Origin of the sequence: Flavobacterium jejuense, from assembly GCF_006491595.2 — a bacterium.
GTDB classification, from domain to species: domain Bacteria; phylum Bacteroidota; class Bacteroidia; order Flavobacteriales; family Flavobacteriaceae; genus Flavobacterium; species Flavobacterium jejuense.
The window spans coordinates 44,903-61,605 of the sequence record NZ_VEVQ02000004.1 but is presented as its reverse complement, the minus strand read 5'-3'; the positions used below and the strand labels follow the sequence as shown (position 1 = coordinate 61,605).

At 30.4% G+C, this 16,703-nt stretch carries 15 protein-coding genes; 9 read left to right on the top strand and 6 right to left on the bottom strand.

Features of this window, described 5'->3' with window-relative positions:
- The first annotated feature begins 21 nt into the window (after positions 1–21).
- Positions 22–2,394 (top strand): ATP-binding response regulator, encoded by a 2,373-nt coding sequence (locus FIA58_RS07185; protein ID WP_140961637.1) that lies wholly within the window; start codon positions 22–24, stop codon positions 2,392–2,394.
- Here FIA58_RS07185 and FIA58_RS07180 read toward each other — a convergent pair.
- The 4 genes from FIA58_RS07180 to FIA58_RS07165 all read right to left on the bottom strand — a co-directional run bounded on the left by FIA58_RS07180 (position 2,375) and on the right by FIA58_RS07165 (position 6,445).
- Positions 2,375–3,706, bottom strand: a complete 1,332-nt coding sequence (locus FIA58_RS07180; RefSeq protein ID WP_140961635.1) for a sigma-54-dependent transcriptional regulator — start codon at positions 3,704–3,706, stop codon at positions 2,375–2,377. The genes FIA58_RS07185 and FIA58_RS07180 overlap by 20 nt on opposite strands.
- Before the next feature lie 109 nt (positions 3,707–3,815).
- Positions 3,816–4,112: a hypothetical protein gene (locus FIA58_RS07175; protein ID WP_140961633.1), complete on the bottom strand. Its 297-nt coding sequence runs from the start codon at positions 4,110–4,112 to the stop codon at positions 3,816–3,818.
- A gap of 188 nt (positions 4,113–4,300) precedes the next feature.
- Positions 4,301–5,278 (bottom strand): TerC/Alx family metal homeostasis membrane protein, encoded by a 978-nt coding sequence (locus FIA58_RS07170; RefSeq protein WP_140961631.1) that lies wholly within the window; start codon positions 5,276–5,278, stop codon positions 4,301–4,303.
- Between the two features lie 174 nt (positions 5,279–5,452).
- The gene (locus FIA58_RS07165; protein ID WP_140961629.1) at positions 5,453–6,445 is read right to left on the bottom strand and encodes an NAD(P)H-dependent glycerol-3-phosphate dehydrogenase; all 993 of its coding nucleotides are present in this window, start codon (positions 6,443–6,445) and stop codon (positions 5,453–5,455) included.
- Positions 6,446–6,726: 281 nt separating this feature from the next.
- Here FIA58_RS07165 and FIA58_RS07160 point away from each other — a divergent pair, with 281 nt between their 5' ends.
- A complete protein-coding gene (locus FIA58_RS07160) occupies positions 6,727–8,259 on the top strand; it encodes a T9SS type A sorting domain-containing protein (protein ID WP_208022776.1) in 1,533 nt (510 codons plus the stop codon).
- Here the strand turns inward: FIA58_RS07160 and FIA58_RS07155 are convergent.
- Complete coding sequence (locus FIA58_RS07155) at positions 8,256–9,434, bottom strand: iron-containing alcohol dehydrogenase (RefSeq protein WP_140961625.1); 1,179 nt, start codon at positions 9,432–9,434, stop codon at positions 8,256–8,258. The two genes, FIA58_RS07160 and FIA58_RS07155, sit on opposite strands and share 4 nt — an antisense overlap.
- Before the next feature lie 4 nt (positions 9,435–9,438).
- Positions 9,439–10,233: a type 1 glutamine amidotransferase domain-containing protein gene (locus tag FIA58_RS07150; RefSeq protein ID WP_165928874.1), complete on the bottom strand. Its 795-nt coding sequence runs from the start codon at positions 10,231–10,233 to the stop codon at positions 9,439–9,441.
- 137 nt (positions 10,234–10,370) lie between these two features.
- Between FIA58_RS07150 and FIA58_RS07145 the strand changes: the two genes are divergently transcribed.
- The 7 genes from FIA58_RS07145 to FIA58_RS07115 all read left to right on the top strand — a co-directional run bounded on the left by FIA58_RS07145 (position 10,371) and on the right by FIA58_RS07115 (position 16,702).
- Positions 10,371–11,270 (top strand): LysR family transcriptional regulator, encoded by a 900-nt coding sequence (locus FIA58_RS07145; RefSeq protein ID WP_140961623.1) that lies wholly within the window; start codon positions 10,371–10,373, stop codon positions 11,268–11,270.
- Positions 11,271–11,321: 51 nt separating this feature from the next.
- Entirely contained in the window at positions 11,322–12,038 is a 717-nt protein-coding gene (locus FIA58_RS07140) for a carboxypeptidase-like regulatory domain-containing protein (RefSeq protein ID WP_140961621.1), read from the top strand.
- Entirely contained in the window at positions 12,031–13,047 is a 1,017-nt protein-coding gene (locus FIA58_RS07135) for a transglutaminase domain-containing protein (protein ID WP_140961619.1), read from the top strand. Before FIA58_RS07140 ends, FIA58_RS07135 begins: the two co-directional genes overlap by 8 nt.
- Before the next feature lie 282 nt (positions 13,048–13,329).
- A complete protein-coding gene (locus FIA58_RS07130) occupies positions 13,330–14,025 on the top strand; it encodes an NUDIX hydrolase (protein WP_140961617.1) in 696 nt (231 codons plus the stop codon).
- A 73-nt stretch (positions 14,026–14,098) separates the two neighbouring features.
- Positions 14,099–14,932: a ribose-phosphate diphosphokinase gene (prs, locus tag FIA58_RS07125; RefSeq protein WP_140961615.1), complete on the top strand. Its 834-nt coding sequence runs from the start codon at positions 14,099–14,101 to the stop codon at positions 14,930–14,932.
- Positions 14,933–15,052: 120 nt separating this feature from the next.
- On the top strand, positions 15,053–15,769 hold the full coding sequence (locus FIA58_RS07120; RefSeq protein WP_243754651.1) for a DUF4291 domain-containing protein: 717 nt from the start codon (positions 15,053–15,055) through the stop codon (positions 15,767–15,769).
- A gap of 6 nt (positions 15,770–15,775) precedes the next feature.
- Positions 15,776–16,702, top strand: a complete 927-nt coding sequence (locus FIA58_RS07115; RefSeq protein WP_140961613.1) for an ADP-ribosylglycohydrolase family protein — start codon at positions 15,776–15,778, stop codon at positions 16,700–16,702.
- The last annotated feature ends 1 nt before the right edge of the window (position 16,703 follow it).

Sequence of the window (16,703 nt, the reverse complement as noted above, 5' to 3'; positions counted from 1 at the left end):
TGTTTTTAAAGCAAGTTTTAAATGACAAATACTTCTAGATATACTTCTTTAAAATTATTAATTAGCTATTTATTACTTCTTGGCTTAATGGCCTTTGCAGTTTGGTATTTGTTTCAACAACAATACAAATTAAATCAACTGTTAAAGTCTGATTCTATGGATGAAAATCAATTGGCTTACACCGAATTAATAAGAGATTTATATGAAACAGATAACCAATCTAAAGTTGCTTTACAAACGAAAAGCAAGCAGAATATAAATTTGTTTTTAAATAAAAACACTAAAATCATTCAAAAATTAGACAGTTTAAAATCAGGATTATTACAATCGGATGTCGAAATTATTGATACACTAAAACAACTTTTAAATTACAAAAAAGAGAACGTATTGCAACTATTACAATTGCAAAAAAAATCGAACAATTCTTCTCCCATTACTCAAGTAGTTTCTAAAATTGAAAATCTGGAGGAGGTAAAAGGAAAATTGAAAATCGAAAATTTATTTATAAATACCGAAGATTTTAACCCTTATCAAAAAAGAGTCGCACAAGATTTTGTAGATTATTTAAATGAAAATGTTCCTAAAGACAGTAGTAATACAATTTCAGCAAAAGAAGCAGATTCTATTTTGACAGCTTCAAAAATCATTTTATTAGAATCACAAAAGAAGAATAACCAACAATCGATAGCCATAAAAAATAAAGAAGTGGAATTGCTTAGAAACGAACTCTTTATTGCTCAAAAATTAACGGATATTATTTCAAAATTAAGAGAAACAATTGCGAAAGAACAAGAACAAGCAAGAGTAAGTAGAGTAGAAAATCAGCGTGATTCATTACAACTAGTTACTGTTGCAGCAATAATTTGCTTACTTCTAGTGATCTTTTTCTTTATTCTTTTGTCTACAGATTTCCTTAAAAACAAAACATATAGACAAGAATTAGAGCTTCAAAAACAAAAAACAGAAGTGCTTTTGGAATCTAGAGAACAATTAATGGCGGCAGTAAGTCATGATATTAGAACGCCTTTACAATCAATTATTGGATATGGTTCTCAATTATTAGAAAAAGAAGAATCGTTTCAAAATAGAAATAAACTGATAAAAATTAAATCTGCTACACATTATATAGAGCAGTTGGTTTTAGATTTATTGGATTATGTTCGAATGGAAAAAGGGAAAATTAAAGTCTTTTCACAAGAATTTGAATTAAACGAATTATTAGAAGAAACAGCACAAAGTATTGCCGATTTACATCAGGAAAAAGAAGTCATTTTACAATATGTTATTCAAGAAACGGAAGATGTATTATATTATGGAGATTATAATAAAATAAGGCAAATCCTTTATAATTTAATTGGAAATGCGTTCAAATTTACGGCAAAAGGAAGTGTTACTATTGCTACAAGAATTCAAGAAGATAGATTATTTATTGCCATAAAAGATACTGGTGTAGGAATAGCGTCTGAATCCTTTGAAAAAATATTTGATTCTTTTACACAAGAAAATGCTGAAATTGAATTGTTATATGGAGGTACAGGATTAGGTCTTTCCATCTGCAAAAAATTAGCACATTTGTTAGATGGGAAAATAACTTTGGAAAGTAAATTAGGAGAAGGTTCTATTTTTACCATTAGTTTACCTTTAAATTTTTCAAAAGAAGTTAAGTTGGAAAATGAGATTGAATTAGATACTTGTTTAGTTTTAGATGATGATAGTTCTCAAATAGAACTTACTAAATCATTGCTTCTACCTTATTTTAACTCTATTGTTACTTTTACTTCTGGTAATAAAGCACTAGAATTTTGTAAAAAGCAACTTCCTTCTATTGTTTTTTCAGACATTCAAATGCCAGAAATGAGTGGTTATGATTTTGTAGCCAAACTAAGAAAGTTACCAAACACAAAACATCTTCCAGTGGTTTTCATTAGCGGTCAAATTCCAAATGATGAAAAAAACTTACCAAAACAGTATAATGATTTCTTATTAAAACCCTATACAACGAATCAACTATTGACTTTGTTGTCTAAAATATCTGGTAAAAAAATAGAGAAACAAAAAGCGGTAAAAGGAGATTCTTATGGAGCAGTTTTAAAACGCTTTATTGGAGATAATCCAAAAGAAATCCAAAAATTCATTCAGCAATATAAAGCAGAATTAACTCATGATATAGTTCATTTAGAAAAAGCTATTGCCAATAAAAATAGCAAAGAAATTGCCATTATAAGTCATAAAATGCAAACCATGATTGGACAATTAGAAGAAAAAGAATTATACACTGCATTACAACGCATTGAATTGCAATCCAAAAAAAGAGATCTATCATCAGATTATACTTTTCTTTTTCAAAAATTAAATGATTTTAAAGAAAAGTTGATCATAAATGATATTGTGTAATTTTATTATACATCGTTTTTCTTGATATCCCTAATATTTCTGCAGCTCTAGTTTTATTTCCATTGGTCATGGCAAGTGCATCAACTATTGCTTTTCGTTCTACTTCATCTCTTAATCCTAAATCGGAAGATTCTTGCTCTTCATTAAAAGACGTAATTTCATCGGGTAAACAACTGATGTCTATATTGTCTTCTAAGCTTAAAAGTGTGGCTCTTTTAATGTAATTTTGAAGTTCTCTCAAATTACCTGGCCATTGGTATTGAATTAAAGCTAATAAAGCTTCTTTTGAAATTTTAGTGACCTCTTTGTTCAATTGTGCGGCAGCTTGCTCTAAAAACAAATAAGAAAAAGCTTCAATATCTTCTTTTCTCTCTCTCAAGGCAGGAATAGAAACCGAAAATTCATTTATTCTATGGTAGAGATCTTCTCTAAAGGTTCCATTGGCAACAGCCTTTTTTAAATTTTCATTGGTAGCACAAATTAACCTTATATTGATATCAATTTCTTTATTAGAACCAATGGGTTTAATCTTTCGCTCTTGAATAGCACGTAATAATAAAACCTGATTTTCATAAGATAAATTACCAATTTCATCTAAAAATAAAGTACCAGTATTAGCAGCTTCAAAACAACCAATCTTGTCATTTATGGCACCTGTAAAAGAACCTTTTACATGTCCAAAAAATTCACTTCCAGCAATATCTTTTGGAATGGCACCACAATCCACTGCTACAAATGGTAAATTACTTCTATTGCTTTTTTTATGAATCGTTTTTGCAGCAACCTCTTTTCCTGTTCCATTTTCTCCTGTAATTAAGACAGAAAGAGGAGTAGGAGCAACTAAATCGATGTGTTTTTTTAGTTTAATGGAGGCAATTCCTTTGCCCCAATAAAAATCAGATTTATCAGAAGGTATTTTGTCTTCTTTTTGTACAGATCGTTCTTGTTTTTTATCACTAGAAAGTATTTTTTGGAGTACTAATAAGGCTTCTTCTGGAACAAAAGGTTTAGAAATATAATCTGCTGCACCTATTTTCATTGCTTTTACAGCTGTTTTAACATCAGCATAAGCGGTCATTAACACAAATGGTATGGATTTGTTTTGTTGTTTTAAAATAGAGAGCAAGGCTAAGCCATCTCGATCAGGTAAACGTAAATCGGAAAGAATGATATCGAAAGAGTTAGAATCTAATTCTTCTAAAGCTTCTTTAATAGAAAAAGTAGGGATAGCATCGTAGTTATTACGCTTTAAAAATTGTAAAAGCATATTGTTAAAAGTAGTGTCGTCTTCAACAATTAAAATTTTTGGCATTCTTTTTTAAATAAAAATAAAGATTTTTATTAGTAATCTTCTTAAAAATTATATAAAAAATGCTATCTCATATGAGATAGCATTTTCATTAAAGGAAAGTGAATTTATATTACTCCTTTTTCAACCAATTTCCGTTAGCATCAGCATACACAGTTTGTGCAACTTGACCAACTATTAACTCTAACTTAAACTCTTTACTCTCATTCACATATGCTTTTTGAATTTTAGCATCTTTGAAATCTTTTTTTACAGCTTCTTGAACAGCGCTTGGCAATTCTTCTACGGGTAATTCTTTAAACTCTTCTTGAAGAACTACATTTTGAGTTGCTGTCGAACTGATTCCTGTTGTTGCAAATGTTGTTACTGTTGCAAATGCAAATACTGCTGTTAAAATTACTTTTTTCATAACTTACTTTTTTAATTATTAATTAATCTGCTTAAGTAATTGAAAAAAACATGCCAGAAGAGAAAGAATAAATATAAATAATTAAATAACTGAATATCAGTGTTTTATTATTTTTTATAAAATAAACTGTTGTGTAAAAGAGAAAAGAACAAATCAAAATACGTGTAAATAAGTTACATTTTGTTTTGCTAATCCTTAACAGGAGAAAGGATAGACCAAATTACTGAAATGAGTAAAACACTTCCCACAACACCTAAAGAAACTAAAGAAGAGATATGTACAAACGGGGCTATTATCATTTTTATACCTATAAAACCTAAAATGAGTGCTAATCCATAGTGTAAACGGCTAAACATATACATAAAGTTGGCCAACAAGAAGTATAACGAACGAAGCCCTAAAATAGCAAAAATATTCGAAGTGTAAAGTATAAAAGGATCATCAGGAGCGATAGCAAAAATAGCAGGAATACTATCAACAGCAAATAATAAATCGGTAAATTCAATGATGGTAATTACTACTAATAAAGGTGTTGCCATTTTTACTCCATTTTGAATGGTAAAAAAATGATCTTCATCAAATTTTGGGCTTACTTTAAAGAATTTGTGAACCAATCGTGCTCCAGGACTTTTTGAAAAATCTTTCTCTCCATCGTCAGCATTATCACTAAACCAAGATTTAAAACCAGCAACAATTAGTATTAAACCAAATATAGTTAGTAGGTAATTAATAGTAACTTCTTTTCCAAATAAGATCATTTCTGGCAAATAAGTATAATTTAAAATCCAAACCCCAGAAAAAATAAAAATAGCCCTAAATACTAATGCTCCAATAACTCCCCAAAACAATACTTTATGTTGTAATTCTTTGCCTACATTGAAATAACCAAAGACTAAAATAAAAACAAATAAATTGTCTACAGATAAGGCTTTTTCTATCCAATAAGCACCTTGGAATTGAGAGAATTTTTCAAAGCCTAAATAATAATAGATAATGCTACTAAAACCCATTGACAAAGAAATCCATAAAATTGACCAATAAGCAGCTTCTCTACTTGTAATAGCATGACTTTTCTTATTTAGAATTCCTAAATCTAAGAGTAACATGCCAATGATTACAACAGTAAAAACACTTAATATTACAGGATGATTAATTAATGAGTCCATTTTTTTTAGATTTTTTTGCGAATGTATTAGCTATTTTTAGCTTCAAGGAGTAAAGTTGTAAGTTTTTGATTTTTAGCTTATTACTTTTATTCATAAAGATATTAAAAAAGTCTATGTAATTGATTTTCAAAAACATAGACTTTATTTTAGTATAATCTAATGAAATGTTAAATTTTAATTCAATTTTTCAGTCAATTTTTTAAATTCAGATTTTGCTTCTTTACCTTCATATAGAACGCGATAAACAGCATCAATTATTGGTGTATCTGCTTTGTATTCTTTATTCAATTGATAAGCACTCTTAGCGGCATAGTATCCTTCAGCAACCATGCTCATCTCCATTTGAGCTGATTTAACTGTATATCCTTTGCCGATCATGTTTCCAAACATGCGATTTCTTGAGAATACAGAATATCCAGTTACTAATAAATCTCCTAAATAAGCAGAATTATTAATATTTCGTTTCATACGATGTACTTTTCGAATAAACCTTTTCATTTCACGAATAGCATTACTCATTAAAACAGCTTGAAAGTTGTCTCCATAACCTAAACCATGAGCAATTCCAGCAGCAATTGAATAAATATTTTTTAAAACAGCAGCATATTCAGTACCAATAATGTCATCAGTAGTTTTAGCTTTTATGTAATAGGAGCTTAAGTTTTTGGCAACATACTTAGCTTTGTCTCTATCATTACAAGCTATTGTTAAATAGGACAAACGCTCCATAGCTACTTCTTCTGCATGACAAGGACCCGTTATAACACCAATATTATCAAAAGGAATATTATAATTAATATTAAAATGTTCTCCTACAATTAAACTAGATTCTGGAACAATCCCTTTAATTGCTGAAAAAATAATTTTTTCTGAAATTGGCACTGTTAATTTTTCTAGTTCACCACTTAAAAAAGCAGAAGGAATGGCAAAAATAATATAATCGGCAAATGCGATTGCTTCATTAATGTCATTGGTAAGAAACAACTTATTATTATCAAATTCTACTGAGCTAAGATAGTTAGGATTGTGCTTTTGATGTTTGATACATTCTAAAGCGTAAGTGCTTCTCATATACCAAGCAATTTTATCCTGATTTGCACATAACATCTTAGCAAGAGCCGTAGCCCAACTCCCACCACCAATAACGGCAAACTTTGGTTTTTCCATTTATTTATATTTTAGGAAATTCAAAGGTAAAGAAATACTTTTAATATTGAAAATGCCTGTATGACATACCTTATAAAGCTGATGCATTAACTTTAACATTTTTTTAATTTTTTCGATGCAATTTAAACTTGTAGCTAAGCGTTGTATAGATATATTTTAAATAATTTGGGTTAAATTATTTAGTTTTTGGTTGGTTAATAAAAGCGTTCAAAATAGAATTTTGAACGCTTTTTTGTTATATTTATGCTTAATAAACGCTTATTGTTATGCAAAAAGGATATATGTCATTTATATGTTTATTTAAATTACTGATTTTTCAAGCACAAGCACCTAATGTAACTTATACAAGTCCCAATACTTTTTCTGTAAATGAAACAATAATTCCTTTACAGCCTACAAATACTGGTGGAATTATTCCAAGTGAACCAGTGGTTTCCACTTTTGCGGGTACTGGTTCTGTTGGGTCTCTAGACGGAACTTCTGGTATAGCAACATTTAATTTTCCTACGGTGGTAACATTGGGTAACCAAAATAATATTATTGTGGTTGATAGAAGTAATCATAAGATTAGAAATATTTCCAGCACTAAAAACGTTAGTACTATAGCAGGAACAGGAACTATTGGTGCAGTAAATGGCCCTTCAAACATGGCTTCATTCCGATTCCCAGATGGAGCTATTGTAGATTCTCAAGGCAATATTTTTATTACGGATCAAAGCAATCACAAAATTAGAAAAATTGACATAAATGGTCAAGTTTCTACTTTTGCAGGAACTGGAATAGCTGGTTTTCAAGACGGAGCAGCTCTTTCTGCTAAATTTTATTTTCCAGCTGCTATGGCAATAGATAGTAATGATAATCTATACATAGCCGATTACAGTAATCATCGTATTCGTAAAATTACACCAGATGGGCTAGTTTCAACTGTAGCTGGTTTAGGAAGTGCAGGAGCAATTGATGGCAATACAAGTACAGCTACATTTAATGGTCCAACTGGTCTTTGCTTAGATAGTTCAGGGATTATTTATGTAGCTGATTATGGAAACCATAAAATACGTAAAATTGACACAAATGGGCAAGTTTCTACTTTTGTAGGTTCTGGAATAGCAGGAGCGGTAGATAATAATGGAATTATAGCTTCGTTTAATCACCCAGCTGTTGTTACTATGGATAGTCAAAATAATTTTTATGTTACCGATGAAGACAATAATAAAATTCGTAAAATTAATGCTTTAGGCGATGTTACTACTTTTGCAGGAACAGGAAGTCAAGGAGCAATTGATGATGTTGCTTCTTTAGCTACATTTAAAGGACCAACAGGAATTGTTGTAAACGATAATGATGAAGTAATTATTGCTGATTACGGGAATCATAAAATTCGTAAAATAACTACATATAAATATACAATTTCACCAAGTTTACCTAATGGTCTTTCTTTAAATCAATTTACTGGAGAAATTGCAGGAACACCTTCAGTAATATCTCCTATGACTGATTACACAGTTTCAGTCTCTAATCAATTTGGTACTAGCTCTTTTATTATTAGTATAGAAGTAGGAAGTTTAGCAACAAAAACTTTTGGGAATAACCAAATACAGCTTTTCCCTAATCCAGTTAAAGATATTTTGAATGTTTATTCGATTGAAAGTATTAAGACGGTTACTGTTTTTAACACATTAGGACAAGAAATAAAAAAGTTGATTCCAAATCAAGAAAATTTTCAAATCGATTTCTCAACTATTGAGAAAGGCATTTATTTTCTTAAAATGGAATCAAACTTACAAACAAACAGGATGAAAATTACTAAAAACTAGTAACTCATTTCCACTATTTCTCTTACTTTTTCAGGGGTAATGTTTTGTTTTTCACCTAGGGCTTTCCAACCTCTTTCTTCAAAGCGGTTTACGATAAAGTCAGCAGTTTTTTCGTAGTTTTCTGTGTTTTCAGATAATTTGGTTTTCATTCCCATTTTGTGAAGGAAATCAACCGTTTTTTCTAAGGCTTTTTCTGCAATTGCTTCAGTTGAATCTCCAGAGATATTCCAAACACGTTTTCCGTACTGGGCTAATTTATCTTTTTTGGTGTCAAACATTACTTTGTATAAGTTGGGACCAATAATTGCCAAAGTTCTAGCATGATCAATTTCATACAAAGCAGTTAATTCATGACCAATCATATGTGTTGCCCAATCAGAAGGAACTCCTTTTTGAATTAATCCATTTAAAGCCATTGTTGCAGACCAAACGAAGTTAGAAGCTAATTTATAATCAGAAGGATTTTCAACCACATTTGGACCAATTTCTATCAGCGTTTGTAAAATGCCTTCAGCAATTCTATCTTGAAGCATCGCATCATGAGGATAGGTTAAATATTGTTCCATAACGTGTGTAAAAGCATCTACAACACCATTTTGCAATTGTCGCTTTGGTAAAGATGTAATTACTGTTGGGTCCACCACAGAAAAAACAGGAAATAAAGCACTGCCTCCAAGAGTTAGTTTCTCTTGTGTTTCTTCAATAGTAACTACAGCTCCCGAATTCATTTCTGAACCTGTTGCTGGTAACGTTAAAACCGTTCCAAACGGAATCACTTGAGATACATCCTTAAATAAAATACGTTTTCTTAAAATTTCAGCAGCATCACCTTCATAATTGACAGCACCTGAAATGAATTTCACACCATCAATTACACTTCCACCACCAATAGCTAAAATAAATCCAATTTTTTCTTTACGAATCACTTTAACAGCTTTCATTAAGGTTTCATAACGAGGATTGGGTTCAATTCCTCCAAATTCCACAATATTATTTGATTCAAATTGTGAGGATAGAGCTTTCTTTACTTGGTCATACACTCCATTTTTAAAAATACTTCCTCCACCATAAGCAAGTAATATTTTTGTGTTGGCAGGAACTAAATCTTTTAATTTTTCTATTTGTCCTTTTCCAAAGACATAATTTACGGGATTATATAATTCGAAATTGTTCATTTTCTTATTTATTTATTTGTTCTAATAATTTTTGAGCTACTAATTTAGAAGAAGCTGGATTTTGCCCTGTAATTAATAAACCATCTTCTACAGCATAAGGTGCCCAATTTTCTCCTTTACTATAAATAGCTCCATCAGCCTGTAATGCGTCTTCTAATAGGAAAGGAACTATTTTGGTTAAACCTACAGCTTCTTCTTCTTCATTTGTAAAACCGGTAACTTTTTTACCTTTTACTAAGAATTCACCATTTACTTTCACGTCTTTCAATACTCCAGGAGCATGACAAACGAAAGCCACTGGCTTATTGTTCGTATAAAAAGATTCAATTAAAGATTTTGAAGTTTCACTTGAAGCTAAATCCCATAATGGACCGTGACCGCCTGGATAAAATACGGCATCATAATCAGCTTGATTTATGGTAGCTAACTTTACTGTGTTTGCTAATTTTTCTTGTAAAGCTTTATCGTTATCAAATCGTTTAGTGTCTTCTGTTGCAGAAGATGAATCAGCGCTTCTAGGATCAATGGGTGGTTGACCTCCTTCTGGTGAGGCAATGGTTATTTCAACTCCTTTATCAGCTAATTCATAATAAGGTGCTGCAAATTCTTCAATCCAAAATCCTGTTTTTTCTCCTGTGTTTCCTAGTTCATCATGACTAGTTAATACAAATACTACTTTTCTCATGGTTTCTTTTTTTGTTGTTGCTTCTTCGTTTTGCGTTACTGTTTCAGTTGTGTCTTCTTTTTCTTTACAACTGATGGATAATACTAATAATAAGGCTATTGCTATGTTTTTCATGATTTTCTATTAATCAAAATTACGGATAAGGTTACTGTTTTACGTTTCAACATTTTTTAATTATTTATCAAAATTACTACATAAATGATATTAGTAAAAATAATTTAAATTATGTTTGTGATAAATATAATTATACCATGGTTAATTTAGAATGGTACAGAACATTTAAATCGGTTTATAAAAACGGTAATTTTTCAAATGCTGCGAAAGAATTATATATAAGTCAGCCAGCCGTGAGTCAGCAAATAGCAATGTTGGAAGCACATGTTGGTTATAAACTGTTCAATCGAAAGTCAAAAGGAGTTGAGCCAACAGAATATGCTAAGTTGCTGAATAATTTAATCATTGAAGCTTTAGACCGACTCGAAAATGTTGAAAATGGTTTTAGAGAAAAAGCTTTTAATACCAATAAGTTGGTTTCTGTTGGTATTTCCAAACATTTATTTTCAAGTATTGGTAATCAATTGCTGTCCAAATTCGATTTTATAGACTTTACTTATGCAGAAAATGATGAGTTGTTCCAATTGGTCGATTCCAAAAAAATTGATTTTGCCATAGTTACCAAGAAATATGACACTTTTGACACCATTCAAAAAGAAATAGGTCAAATAAAACAAATTATGATTGCTAGTAACGATTTGGATTTAAATATTGTGAAAAATGAGATTAAGACTAACAATTTAACAGCAGTGGAAAATTGGTTAAACCAACAAAAATGGTACAGTTATGATGCTCGAATTCCACATGTAAAATTGTTTTGGTTACATGTTTTCGACAAAAAGAGACCTTCCTTAGTTGCGAATTATATAATACCTTCAGAATATGAAATGCTAAATACGCTATCAAAACATTCGGGACTTGCAGTAGTTTGGGATATCAATGCGAAAGAATTTTTGGAAATGAACAGAATACAATTACTTTGGATTAGCTCAAAAATGCCTTTCACACCAGTTTATTCATTATCAAGAAAAAATGACACTTTGAATAGTATTTTGGATGAGGTTTTGATAGAGTTGAAATTATTCTTAAGCACATAATTTATATATTTAAGCTATTTTGTATATTTGAGTACACCAACATAAAAAGCTATGAACCAAAAAACAACCCTTTCCATAAACACACCTTGTTCGGAAAAGTTCGATAATTTTCTTTCAACTGAAAAAGGAGGTTTTTGTAGTTCGTGTCAAAAAGAAGTAACAGACTTTATAAATTGGACAGATAAAGAAGTTGCTAATCATTTTAAAAACACTACGCAAAATACTTGCGGTTATTTTCGTGAAGAACAACTGAAGACTTATGATAATGATTCAACTTCTTTAAAAACAAATAGATATAAGTTGTTTAACGCTGGTTTAGCTAGTGTTTCTTTACTTTCTTTATTGTATTTTAATACATCTTTTGGACAGACCAAAACAAAACCGACAACGATTCAAACTGAAACTAAAAATAAAGAAAGACAATTAGAAAATCAATCAGAAGGAATTATTGTAAAAGGAATAATTTCAGATGAGATTGGTCCTTTAGCAGGTGCAAATGTTGCTTTGAAAAACTCAAATATTGGAGTAACAACTAATTTTAATGGTGAATTCACTTTTCCACAACCTTTAAAGGAGGGGACAATTTTACTAGTAAGTTATGTAGGTTTTACAACGCAAGAGGTTAAGGTTACAAATGAAACAAATCACATTACTTTAAAAATGGATGATGCTATGTTGTGCTTTGTTGGAGAAGTTTCAGTAGCAAAAGTATATCAATCCAAACTTTCTTTTGTTCAAAGAGTAAAAAGTTGGTTTAAGAATGAGTAAACACCTATTATGCTTAGCTCTTTGTTTTTTTAGTCTAAAAACACAAGCGCAACAATCTGATTTTAGTAATATCAACTTTACAAAAGCTGATGCAATTGCAAATAAATACAAAGGAGCAACTTTAGAAAGTTTACCTATTTTGTCCTATAATTTAACGAGTACATTAAAAACGGATGTTGAAAAATTTCGAGCAATATATCGTTGGGTATGTGCCAATATTGAAAACGATTATTACGCTTACCTAAAAAACAAAAAGACTCGTAACAAACTAAAAAAAGACAGCTTAAAATTGGCTACTTGGAACGCATATTTTACACAAAAAACATTTAAAAGACTATTAAAAGAACAAAAAACAGTTTGTACAGGTTATGCATATCTCATTAAAGAATTAGCCAATCTGGCAGAAATAAAATGTGAAATCTTAGACGGTTATGGGAGAACAGCAGATGTAAACATTGAAGAATTAAGTATTCCCAATCATTCTTGGAATGCAGTCCAACTCAATAATAAATGGTATCTCTGTGACGCTACTTGGTCCAGCGGTATTTATGATTTAAATCACTACAGTTTCAAATATGATTACAACGACGGATATTTTTTAACAGATCCAAACTTATTCGTAAAAAATCACTATCCAGTAAACACCAAATGGTTACTGACAGATACCATAATTCCAATTACTAGTTTTTTAAATGGACCAATAGTGTATCCAACCACTTTTAAACAAGCCATTGTTCCTACTCAACCAGTAACCCTACACTTGGAAGTAAAGCAAAATCAAGAAGTCATTTTTTTACTAAAAGAAGGTAATCCTATGGATACAAGCAATATAACTATTGAAATGACTTCAGGAACTTATAAAACTTCGGTTAAACCAACAATAAATAAAAATAGTGATGAACTTTTAGAGGTGAAACACACTTTTGACAAACGAGGTTTTTATGATTTTCATATTAAACTTAAAGAGGAGTATTTGATTACTTATACTGTAAAAGTGGAAAAAAAATAAATTTACTAATAATTCGTTATCTATACTGCAAACATGTCATTTAGTGGAATGTAAAATTTAATTGGAATAAAAAATAAACTATTAATTAATTTACAATAAACCTATAATAAATCAGTTTGCATTCCAATTTATAGTAATTCTATAGTAAGGTTATAGTAACTTCATAGTAATATTAATTGCTGTTTAAGTTTAATAAAAGTAATACCAAAATGGAAAACAAATCACCAAATACAGATAGTAAAACCAAAAAAAACTATATTTGCGTAGTATATACACGTTTTTATGTCAGCACATCATCAAAATATTAAAATAGCAGTAGATGCAGTAGTTTTTGGATATCAAAAATCAAAACTATATGTTTTATTAATCCAACAAAAGTTTGGCAGTCAAAATGACTATTGGGCCTTGCCTGGTGGATTGGTTCAAGAAGATGAAGCTTTGATAGAAGCTGTAAAACGAGAATTAAAAGAAGAAACCAATGTTTCTGTTAATTATCTAGAACAACTGTATACTTTTGGAGATGATATTTCAAGAGATCCTAGAAACAGAGTAATTTCTGTAGCATATTTCGCTCTGGTTGATCCATCAAAACTAACTTTAATTGCTGATACGGATGCAGAAAAAGTGTCTTGGGTAGAAATTGATAAAATACCTAACTTAGCTTTTGATCATAACGAAATTATTAGATTGGGAATTGAAAGATTAAAAAATAAAGTAACCTATCAACCTATTGGTTTTGATTTGCTGCCTACTAAATTTCTTTTCTCTCAATTAGAAAATTTATACAATACTATCATAGGTAAAGAAATTGACCGAAGAAATTTCCGAAAGAAAATGATGAGTTTTGGCTTTATTACAGAAACAGAAGAATACGCAACCAAAAAAACAGGTCGTCCAGCTAAATTGTATGCTTTCAATACTGCCGAATACAAACGCCTTGAAAAAGAGGGAATTCACTTTGAAATTAAGTTAGTGTAAAAAATACACAATAAAATATTTTGTCAGAAAAAAATTAAATCATACATTTGTGTAAAATAAACACAAAATAGTTATGATACTTAATTTAGATACACAATTTACCCCACTAGGAACACAAAATACAATTGAATTTCAAAGTTTTATCTTTTCAGGAGGAGAACCTCATATAAAGATCACAGCAAACTTTGATACTACAGCTACGGTGACCGTTACACATCGAATCAATTCTTTCAACAATTTAGGGTTGTTTTGTTTGGCTATTGATGCTTTAAGAAGAATGGGCGTGAAAACCATCAATGCTTTTATCCCTTACTTTCCAGCAGCAAGACAAGATCGTGTTATGATTCCAGGAGAACCTTTATCTGTAAAAGTTTATGCAGATATCATCAATAGTTTGAATTTGAATAAAATCCAAGTATTCGACCCGCATTCAGAAGTGACACCAGCTTTATTGAATAACTGCGAGGTAGTAACCAATTACGATTTTATACAACAAGTAATTAAAAAGATAGGAAACGAAGTGGTATTAATTTCACCAGATGGAGGAGCCTTAAAGAAAATCTACAAAGTATCAGAATATTTAGGAGGAGTTGAGGTAATAGAATGTAGTAAAAGTAGAGATGTAAAAACAGGAAAACTATCAGGCTTCAAAGTTTATTCAGAAGACTTACAAGGCAAAGATTGTCTAATCGTAGATGACATTTGCGATGGAGGAGGAACTTTTATTGGCTTAGCCGAAGAACTAAAAAACAAAAAAGCAGGCAACTTATACTTAGCAGTAAGTCACGGTATTTTCAACAAAGGTTTTGAAAGTTTAAGTGTATTCCAAAAGATTTTCACTACCAATTCTTTCAAAGATATTGAGAATGAGAAGGTGGAAGTAATTAAATTAACAGTAGAACAGTAATTCAAATTTAATTTTAATTTCAGAAGCACAAACTAATTCATTCAGTAGAAAAGCACACCTGCTATCCACTCTATCTTTTCTTTTTTTATTTTGAATCTGTTGAAGGAAAAAAAGAAAAGGATGCCATTCCTATCAGGGCTAAAAAAGACGTTTTTAATTACTAAACCCATTGCAATAGGAATCAAACACAAAGTAAAAATGAAACTAGAATTAAAAAAATATACAGCACAAATAGAAGAATGGCCAAAAGAAGGCTATCACATTATGGCACAATATGATGATGATAAAATAATAGTATATCAATCCTACAGAAAAGAAATAGGAGAATTTGCAGTCAAAAATCAATACTTTGGTGGGGCATTTAGTCTGGAAAGAATGACCTGGATAAAACCCAATTTCCTTTGGATGATGTACCGAAACGGTTGGGGAACAAAAGAAGGACAAGAAGTTGTTTTAGCCATTCATCTGAAAAGAGACGCTTTTGAAACGTATTTACAACATGCTGTTTATTCTTCCTTTAATCAAGTTGAAGGAATGACAAGAGAAGAATGGCAAAACGAAGTAAAATCATCAAATGTCCGATTACAATGGGATCCAGATCACGATCCTTATGGAACTAAATTAGAACGAAGAGCCATACAAATAGGATTGCGAAACGAGTTTATAAAAACATTTGCAAAAGAAGACATTCTGTTAATAGAAGACATCAGCGATTTTGTAGCCCATGAATATGAAAATGTAAAAAACAACACCTTAGAAAAACTGATGATCCCAGCAGAAAAACCATTAATTTTCAAGGATAATGAATTAAATAAAATGTTGAAGATTGCAATTTGATAAAGAATGAAAACAATTAATGAAATATTCAGATTAGATTTAGCAAAAAAATCACTTACTGGAATTGCTATTGGTGATGCTTTTGGAGATAGTTTTTTTAGAGAGACTGAATTGGTAGAAGAAGCAATTTATAACAAAATCATTCCAGAAACACAATGGAGATACACAGATGATACTGTAATGGCAATTCCACTACTTAAATCGTTAGAACTATTTCAAGAAATTAATCAAGACTATATTGCCAAAGAGTTTGCATTAAATTACGAGAAAGAAAGTAGTAGAGGATATGGACCTTCAATGCATAGAAAATTAATGGAAATGAAAGTATCTTCAAATTGGTTAGCTATTTCAAAAGCTAGTTTTAATGGAGAAGGTTCTATGGGAAATGGAGGAGCAATGAGAGCATCATTAATTGGAGCTTATTTTCATGATGATTTCGATAAAACTTCAGAACAGGCAAAGAAATCGTGCGAAGTTACACACTATAATAATGAGGCTATTGCAGGAACAATAACAGTAGCTGTAGCAACAGCCCTTTGTACAAGAATGTTATTAGGAGAAAAGATTACAAAAGAAGATTGGTTAAATACCGTAATAGATTGTACTCCAGAAAGTGACTTAAGATATAAATTGATAAAAATAAAACAATTACCAAGTAATTATCATATTAAAACAATAGTGTCTGCTTTAGGGAATGGGATTAAAATGTTAACACAAGATACTGTTCCTTATGCTATATGGAATGTTTATCATTTTATGCATGATTTTGAAAATTGTCTTTGGAAAACAGTATCAGGGTTAGGAGATAGAGACACTACTTGTGCTATTGCAGGAGGAATTTCAATTATGAATACTAGTAATGATGGAATTCCTAAATTATGGATCAATTCGATAGAAAAATGGGAAGAAAGTGTTTTTTATAAAGAAAATTAAA

Bases quoted from the DNA above. Each gene is read 5' to 3' on its own strand.
- FIA58_RS07185 (WP_140961637.1), top strand. From the start codon at position 22: ATGACAAATACTTCTAGATATACTTCTTTAAAATTATTAATTAGCTAT.
- FIA58_RS07180 (WP_140961635.1), bottom strand. From the start codon at position 3,706: ATGCCAAAAATTTTAATTGTTGAAGACGACACTACTTTTAACAATATG.
- FIA58_RS07175 (WP_140961633.1), bottom strand. From the start codon at position 4,112: ATGAAAAAAGTAATTTTAACAGCAGTATTTGCATTTGCAACAGTAACA.
- FIA58_RS07170 (WP_140961631.1), bottom strand. From the start codon at position 5,278: ATGGACTCATTAATTAATCATCCTGTAATATTAAGTGTTTTTACTGTT.
- FIA58_RS07165 (WP_140961629.1), bottom strand. From the start codon at position 6,445: ATGGAAAAACCAAAGTTTGCCGTTATTGGTGGTGGGAGTTGGGCTACG.
- FIA58_RS07160 (WP_208022776.1), top strand. From the start codon at position 6,727: ATGTCATTTATATGTTTATTTAAATTACTGATTTTTCAAGCACAAGCA.
- FIA58_RS07155 (WP_140961625.1), bottom strand. From the start codon at position 9,434: ATGAACAATTTCGAATTATATAATCCCGTAAATTATGTCTTTGGAAAA.
- FIA58_RS07150 (WP_165928874.1), bottom strand. From the start codon at position 10,233: ATGAAAAACATAGCAATAGCCTTATTATTAGTATTATCCATCAGTTGT.
- FIA58_RS07145 (WP_140961623.1), top strand. From the start codon at position 10,371: ATGGTTAATTTAGAATGGTACAGAACATTTAAATCGGTTTATAAAAAC.
- FIA58_RS07140 (WP_140961621.1), top strand. From the start codon at position 11,322: ATGAACCAAAAAACAACCCTTTCCATAAACACACCTTGTTCGGAAAAG.
- FIA58_RS07135 (WP_140961619.1), top strand. From the start codon at position 12,031: ATGAGTAAACACCTATTATGCTTAGCTCTTTGTTTTTTTAGTCTAAAA.
- FIA58_RS07130 (WP_140961617.1), top strand. From the start codon at position 13,330: ATGTCAGCACATCATCAAAATATTAAAATAGCAGTAGATGCAGTAGTT.
- prs (WP_140961615.1), top strand. From the start codon at position 14,099: ATGATACTTAATTTAGATACACAATTTACCCCACTAGGAACACAAAAT.
- FIA58_RS07120 (WP_243754651.1), top strand. From the start codon at position 15,053: ATGCCATTCCTATCAGGGCTAAAAAAGACGTTTTTAATTACTAAACCC.
- FIA58_RS07115 (WP_140961613.1), top strand. From the start codon at position 15,776: ATGAAAACAATTAATGAAATATTCAGATTAGATTTAGCAAAAAAATCA.